At 59.4% G+C, this 7,005-nt stretch carries 5 protein-coding genes; 1 reads left to right on the top strand and 4 read right to left on the bottom strand.

The features are described from left to right. Positions 1-1,245 precede the first annotated feature (1,245 nt). Entirely contained in the window at positions 1,246-2,838 is a 1,593-nt protein-coding gene (locus tag M3I56_RS40065) for an EAL domain-containing protein (RefSeq protein WP_254346442.1), read from the top strand. A gap of 742 nt (positions 2,839-3,580) precedes the next feature. Here M3I56_RS40065 and M3I56_RS40060 read toward each other — a convergent pair. From M3I56_RS40060 to M3I56_RS40045, 4 genes are all read right to left on the bottom strand, one after another. After that, on the bottom strand, positions 3,581-4,303 hold the full coding sequence (locus M3I56_RS40060) for a hypothetical protein (protein WP_254358563.1): 723 nt from the start codon (positions 4,301-4,303) through the stop codon (positions 3,581-3,583). Further along, the gene (locus M3I56_RS40055; RefSeq protein WP_254358562.1) at positions 4,285-4,734 is read right to left on the bottom strand and encodes a hypothetical protein; all 450 of its coding nucleotides are present in this window, start codon (positions 4,732-4,734) and stop codon (positions 4,285-4,287) included. The genes M3I56_RS40060 and M3I56_RS40055 overlap by 19 nt, the downstream gene beginning before the upstream one ends. A gap of 1,017 nt (positions 4,735-5,751) precedes the next feature. Next, positions 5,752-6,240, bottom strand: a complete 489-nt coding sequence (locus tag M3I56_RS40050) for a hypothetical protein (protein ID WP_254343088.1) — start codon at positions 6,238-6,240, stop codon at positions 5,752-5,754. 326 nt (positions 6,241-6,566) lie between these two features. Beyond that, positions 6,567-7,005, bottom strand: a 439-nt coding sequence (locus M3I56_RS40045) for a helix-turn-helix transcriptional regulator (RefSeq protein WP_254358561.1), incomplete at its 5' end; no start/stop codon positions are given.

The following is a 7,005-nucleotide window of genomic DNA, read 5'->3' as shown; positions in this document are numbered from 1 at the left end:
CCCGCCGGCCCCGCCGCCGCCGCCGGATATACCGCTACTCCCACGAGTTGTGCTTGAGTTGCCGCCGGCCCCCCCCCGGCTCCTCCTGTCAAGGCGCCGCTGTTGCTGGATGTGGTCGTCACGACAGCGCCATGGGCACCGCCGCCGCCGCCGCCGCCGGAGTCGCCGTTGGTGCTTGGGGGCGGGGCGCCTGGTGAGCCAGCACCACCCGCGCCGCCAGGGCCGGTCGCGCCAGCGCCACCGGCGGCGGCGGTGCCATCGAGGCCGGTGCCACCCTTTCCCCCGCTACCGCCCGTGACGCCCGCTCCGCCGCCACCACCGCCGCTATATCTCGTCGTGCCGTTGCCGCCGTTGGCACCGGTGACGGTGACGTTGCTGACCCCGCCTGGAGCGACCGGTTGTGGGGGGCCGGCGCCGCCAAGGCCGCCGGACTGCCCCAAGGCGGAGGAGGCAAACAAAAGCATGCTGCCGAGAAGGGCCGTCACCACTACGGCAACGGTTGCCAGCCCTACGATGGCTTTCCGTTTGCCCTTCGCATCGCCCGGCTCCGATAAAGCGGTCCGACTCGGGCTCGTACCACGCGGGATGACGCCGAACATCTTGTTCACCGCCTGACTCCGGAAATCTGGCCACAGCACGACCAGTGAGCCAAAGGGAGATGCCGTTGCAGCGCTGACGTTATGGCACGGGAGAATCCTCGCGGTAGATTCGCCGGCCAGCGAACACGTAGGGTCTTCGCGAAAGCATTGCGGCATGGCCGCGACCTGACACGCTTCGCGCCGGACGAGAGATCCGGCGCGCGCCCCATGCAGGTCACGGAACTCCATCCCGTTTCCATGGCGAGGATCGGGCCCGGGTGCCCCTGGCGCATCTGCTGTGACTTGCGGCATGCCAAAAGGCGCACAGCACAACTACGACCGTTGATGGCTCAGCCAGCTGCGCCCGGGTAAGGACCTCGATCGCGGCCTCGCACTTCTCCTGGACATGCGCGTTTCAACGGGATCTTTAAGCCTATGCGTGGTCACTGACATTGGGTATCGGACTTTGGTCCGATCATCGGGGCCGGCACCGACCGCAAACGGCTGAAAGCCGGCCGGTGACCAGACCAGGCAATCCGGTTGAAAATGGGGCCCAGCGAGTTATCCTTGACTCAGATTTGCTGGGTTGTCTTTCATGCGGCTTGCCCGCGCAAACCGGTCGACCTGCCTGTCATTTGTTCCCTATCGTCCATACCGGGGATGCAAGATGCCCACGCGCGCCACGCTGATTTCGGCTTCGATTGCGCTGGGATGTCTTGTGACCATCGCGCCGGTGCTGACCAGTCTCTATGTCGCTAGCGAGGACGTTGCACGTCGGGACCGGGACGACCTCAATGAGTTTGCGCAGAAGGCCGTCATGCGCATGGACCTTGTCACCTACCAGGCCTTTGCCGCCCTCGCGGATCTCGAGCGGGTAGCGGATGCACCGTGCTCGCAGTCGAGCCTCGAATGGACTGCTCGCGTCATTTTCAGATACACCTACGTCCAGGATGCAGGGGCGTTCGCCGATGGGCGGTACCTCTGCTCGCCGCTGCTCGGCGATATGCGCATGAAGGATGAAGCTTTGCCGCCTCCTGACTACCGGACCAGCGATGGCTACCTCCTGTGGTTCCGGCAGAAGAGTCCGCTGAGTGCAGGCCGCACCGGCGTCCAGATCGGCCGTAACGGTCACTACGTGGCCCTCGCCCCAAGTTCATACGTTGACGTGATCGACCCTGAAAAGCGGCCCATTGCGGCAATCCATATTCCGACGGCCACAGTCTTTGCTGTATCGCCAGGAGCGGACCCGGCGGAGATGCTCAGCGCGTGGAGGCACCGCGGAGACGTAATGAGCGATAAGTGGATATATGCAGTCTCCCAGTCCCCAACGCGCCCAATCGCCGTCGTGGTGAAAGCGCCGCGCGGCAGCGTCGCCGGAAGCTGGCCGAAGCTCCTCGCCGCCTGGCTTTCGATCGGCGTGGCTGCGGGTGCCGCGCTTGGATGGCTGGCATACAAACGCGTCTCGCGTCAGCTCTCATTTGCCGCAACGCTCGAATGGGCCATCTCGCGCCGCGAAATTGACGTGGTGTATCAACCCGTCGTCCGGCTTGCTGACGAAGAATGTGTAGGCGTGGAGGCGCTGGTCCGGTGGCAATGGCACGGCCGCACGATCTCGCCCGATATCTTCGTTCCGATTGCCGAGGAAAATCACCTCATCCAGGCACTAACCGATCTCGTCCTCGAAAAAACTCTCGCACAGCTTGGCAAAATGCTTGTCGAGAAGCCTTCGTTTTATGTCTCAATCAATCTCAGTGCCGAGGATTTACGCAGCTTCCGGTTCCTGAACCTTCTCACGGCATCGCTCAAAGGGACCGGCATTGCTCCCCGGCAGATCCGCATTGAAGCGACGGAGCGCAGTTTCATGAACGCGGATGCAACGCGCGGCGTCATAGCCGCGTTCAGGGCAGCCGGACATCCTATTTATATTGATGACTTTGGAACCGGCTATTCAAGCCTCTCCTACCTGCAAACTTTCGAGCTCGATGTTCTGAAGATCGACAAGTCGTTCGTCGACACGATTGGGCGGGATACCGCGTCAAGCGTCGTTGCGCCCCACATCATTGCGATGGCGCATGAACTGAATCTGGAACTTGTCGCCGAGGGTGCGGAGTCGGGCGCACAGGTGGCGTGGCTGCGCGAGAAGGGTGTGCAGTATGTCCAGGGGTGGTATTACGCAAAGGCGATGTCAGCGCATGATCTCGCGGTATGGCTTGGCGTGAATCGCGCACCACGCCACGCGGACAGCGTCCCGGAAATCTAGTCCCCATCTGCGAAGTTTGCCGCTAGCTTGTTCGTTGCGATCCTGATCGACTGGCTCGCCGGCGTCTACACTCCGCAAGAGCTTTATACCAAAGACAAATAGTGCTCCTACCATTTCTGCGTTGTGAGCGACAGTTACCACAGCAACAGCGGCCGTACTCAGGTGCGCGTCGAAGGACGGGTGTGGGTCGGGAGTGAGAGTTCACTGATGCAGTATGCTGCCGTCGGGTTGCCTGATGCCGCCATCGTCAGCAATCAGCCACATTGGTGACGTAGAACGCGGCCCATCCCAATACCGGCCTCTGCCTCACCTCCAGCGTGGGACCGGAGCCCCTACCGCGCGAGCGGTTTCGTTCACTCGGCCACAAACAGTCGTTCCGCGAGCGAGGAAAACTGCCGTTGAAACGGCCGTAAACTCCGTATTCGGACGGAGGAGCCACGCGCACAATTCGTGCACACCCGAATGACGGGGCACCAAGTTCTACGTCGGAAACCAGATGGATTGCCCACGGCTGCCGCATAGAGCAGCATAACGGCAGCTTGCTGAATCAGCGCAAAGCGAATTCGCGTAAGCAGTGCCACCCGAATTCGACCTCGGACATGGCCGCGAAGCGGGACGAGCGCATTTAGGAACGCGCAGTGGCATTGAACGAAGTCTTATTCCACCCACACGTAGATGAACCGCTCGCCTCAAGACCAGGCCACTGAAACCGCATGTCGCTGTGCGGCCCAATTCCATCTGCTTACCCGAAGGTCTTGCTAAGCGTTGCAACCGAAACGTGTGGCCATGCAAAATTTGGCTTTCCCGGAATCTTGAGCGACGGAAAATTTAGCATCACCATCTGAGCGTATTGCAGCTGCATGATGGTTGGACGCTGGGGATGAGTAAGCTTCTCGATCCAAAACGTCGCGTAAACCAGTGTGGTAGTCGCATTCTGCTGCAGGAACGACAAATTCTCTGCCCCGCCACCGGCCTGTACAACTTCGATAGCGGACGTACCTGGGAGTGGAGATGCGTTTATGACCGGTTCGTTGAAAAACGTTATCGACTGTGCGGTCGAAATGTTAAGTGCCACCCCACTGAACGAGTAACCTTGTGCGAGCTGCGCGACGACAGTCTCCTGTAAAAGCGTGACCGGATCGTTTAAGAGCGCCTGCGTAATCTCAGGGGGCAAGATGGGAGGTATGTTTCCCAAGGGAGTTCGCGTGTCTGCCGAGCTGTCGGCGTTCGAAAGAGTGTATTCCGAGAAACCGCCGCCAGGCTTCGACTGTGCTTCCGAGGTGCCCGCCGCAAAAACTGGAGCCCCAAGGGGTACCCCAGGTGCGAGTGGCGGCTGAAGATCGATAGCAGTGCTGTTGAAGGATGGGAAAAGTGAGAAAGCCGGGTTGCCACCGCTTGTTGGATTGGCTCCGGAACTGATGGTTGGTGGGCCATCGAACCTTGTCGCTATACCTTGGGCGAGCAAAGAATTCCCATGCGGTATGTTAGCCATTCTGCTGACGAGTTGCCCCCAGGCGGGGCAGAGAGCGGCGGGTCAGATGTTCCAGGCTGTTTGATCCATATGCCCGGCTCTATGTGCAGCGCCCCGCCAGTGGTGGCATCGTGTATTTTTTGCAGGTACGTCAACCCGAAAAGCTCGATGTCGTCCTGACCAAAGCCTCGGTTCGGGATCGACGAGGAGATTGGATCGAATTTGGTCGTTTCGCTGGTGAGGTTGAGTTCGAGAAATAAGTTAGTTTGATCATGAAAATCGGGGCGAGCAACAAGATTGAAGCCAGCACCCTGCCAATTGCCTGCAAGTTCTGCGAGCAGTCCAAGGTTCTCCAGGACCGTTTCATTATCGGGGCTTAAGCGCACCGAAGGAATTCGAAGATGTGCAGTTCGTTCTTCACCCATGTTCGCCTCCTATAGCCTACATCTTAAGTAAAATTCTCTCTTGATTCTATCTGACTCACCGTGCAGTCATTTTGACGTCGTTAATTGTTAAACGACGTTCCGAAGAAAAGCTCCGACTAACCATCAACGAAATCTAATATTTTGTTGCGCAGCAAACGATCCATTCATTTCACATGAAGTAACGCTGCTGCATTGATAGCTATGGTGACGAATTCCGAATCAGGGAAGGCGCTATATAATTTCTTCCTGCTACCGCCTAAACAGACCACCCGAGCAGTTTCCAGTGTGAGCCTTAAGGATATAGGATTCTAGACACGGCCGCGTCCATCATCTGGTGGAGAGAACGCATTAGGCTACGCCGAAGTCGACCACGAGATCTTCGTGAATGAGTGTCACCAGGACGGGAGGAACACTTGGCCTGAGGCGTGCATGCTCCATGGGCGTAGATCAGTACGCTGGCGCTTTCATCTGCTTTAGCCCGGCTTCGTCCATCCCGAAACCAGGCAGGTCGCCGGGGGAACTTCTGCCGTTCACCTTTGGGCTTGCGCGGCCATTCAAGCGGCGGCTTCCCCTCAAACAACCAACCCTCGTGCCGCACGTTCCCGACAACGGCGGCCACGTTGGTCGTCGGCAGCCCATGACCGACCGATGATTGCGGAAATCCGGATATCGACAGTCTTCTCAATCACGGTGTTCCGGATAGTGACCCTCGTCGCGCGGTTCACAATCCCTGGATATCCACCTGTACGCTTCGGCGTAGAGCTTGGCGTGCACGACAGGACCGAACAATGCAGTCTGCACGAATGCGGAAGTTGCGCAGGATGATGAGCGCGCGGCCGTTAGCGCGGAATGGGCGATACATGATACGACTCCATATCGATGAATTGTCGTTCACTTCTTCTCTGCAGGTAGAGGTCCCGCCCCAGACGCCGTCACAACGTTCCGCAGCCATTCCGCATGTAGCGGCCAACCGGTGCAGGTCGAGGGAACAGTCGTAGACCGCGCACCCTCAGCGCATCACGTGGGTCGATCGTCAATGACGAACCATCGGAGCGTGCGAGCCGGTTGGTCAGGCACGGCAATCTGCACGGGCAGGCTGCCGATCACGCCCTTCACTTGGGCGACAAACGCATCACCTTTCATTGACGCGCGGGAGACGGTTTTCAGACCGCACTGCGCCGCCGTGTTCAAGCGCGAGTGAACGACGGTGAGCCACCAATCCGTCATCGTGTAGCTCGTGTCGCGAGCTTCGATGCACGTCCGATAGTTCAAAGCGACAAACTTCCCCGCGTCACCCGTGGCCGCAACCGCCGCCCACGCCTTCTCGTGACTCCCGCCAGTCAGTCCCACAGCGTCCCTTTCCAACGGTTGCGTTTGCAGCCCATAGGCTACGGCGACGGCTGCAATTGCAACGAGTCCAGCGAGATGCACGGGATGCCGCTTCGCTGCCTGACGGCCCGGTTTCGGTACAGAAATCATGACGTGATCCCCTTCGTTCGACGACAAGGTCGGGTCCCCGTATCTGTGCTTGTTATCGTCACCCTGCAATACAGTTGCGGCGTGGATCTTTAACGGGATCGTAGATTATTCGCTGACGCCCGCACATAACCTGAATAGGTGATCGGCGGAGCCCAGCCGATGCCGACGGCGCCTCTCCCGGCCGCGTCGGACAGACATCCTGATGACGCTATACGGACGCAGTTCAGGCGGGTGATATGGGGCTGGACTTTCCTGAATCCCGGGCTTTGGATATCGCTGATCCAGGTCTTCAGGGCGAGGTGTGGATTGGGAGGCCGCATCGCTGCTTGTAACGCACCAGCCCACGCAGTTCGCTATCGCAACTTGCCGAGCCACAGCGCGGTGAGCGTTGAGCGATTCCGGACGTTGAATTTCGCGTAGATCGACTTGATATGGACATGCGTCGTGTTCGGACTTTGGTCGAGTTTCTGCGCGATCTGCTTTTCCGTGAGTCCGTCGAGCAGCCACAGCAGCACCCTTCGCTCGGCCGACGTGAGGGGTGCATCGGCGATGAGCAGGCCGTGGCTGAGCAGTTGCTGCCGGTTGAACCATCTCAGCCCATGCATCACGAAACCCAGACGCTCGAGATCCGGCGCAGAGAATCGGGGTGCCCGCACATCGCGAAACACGAAGAGATGAATCCGCACATCGTCATTGAGCGAGCAACGCACCTGGATGCTGTCGCCGTGGCCGACTTCGAGGTAGTGGCGCCGATAGTGCTCACCTTCAAACCATTCGGCGGGCATCGCCTCG

It is taken from the genome of Paraburkholderia sp. CNPSo 3281 (assembly GCF_024206515.1).
In the GTDB taxonomy this organism is placed as follows: domain Bacteria; phylum Pseudomonadota; class Gammaproteobacteria; order Burkholderiales; family Burkholderiaceae; genus Paraburkholderia; species Paraburkholderia nodosa.
Note: the sequence above shows the minus strand (reverse complement) of the source record. Positions and strands in the feature narration are given on the sequence as shown.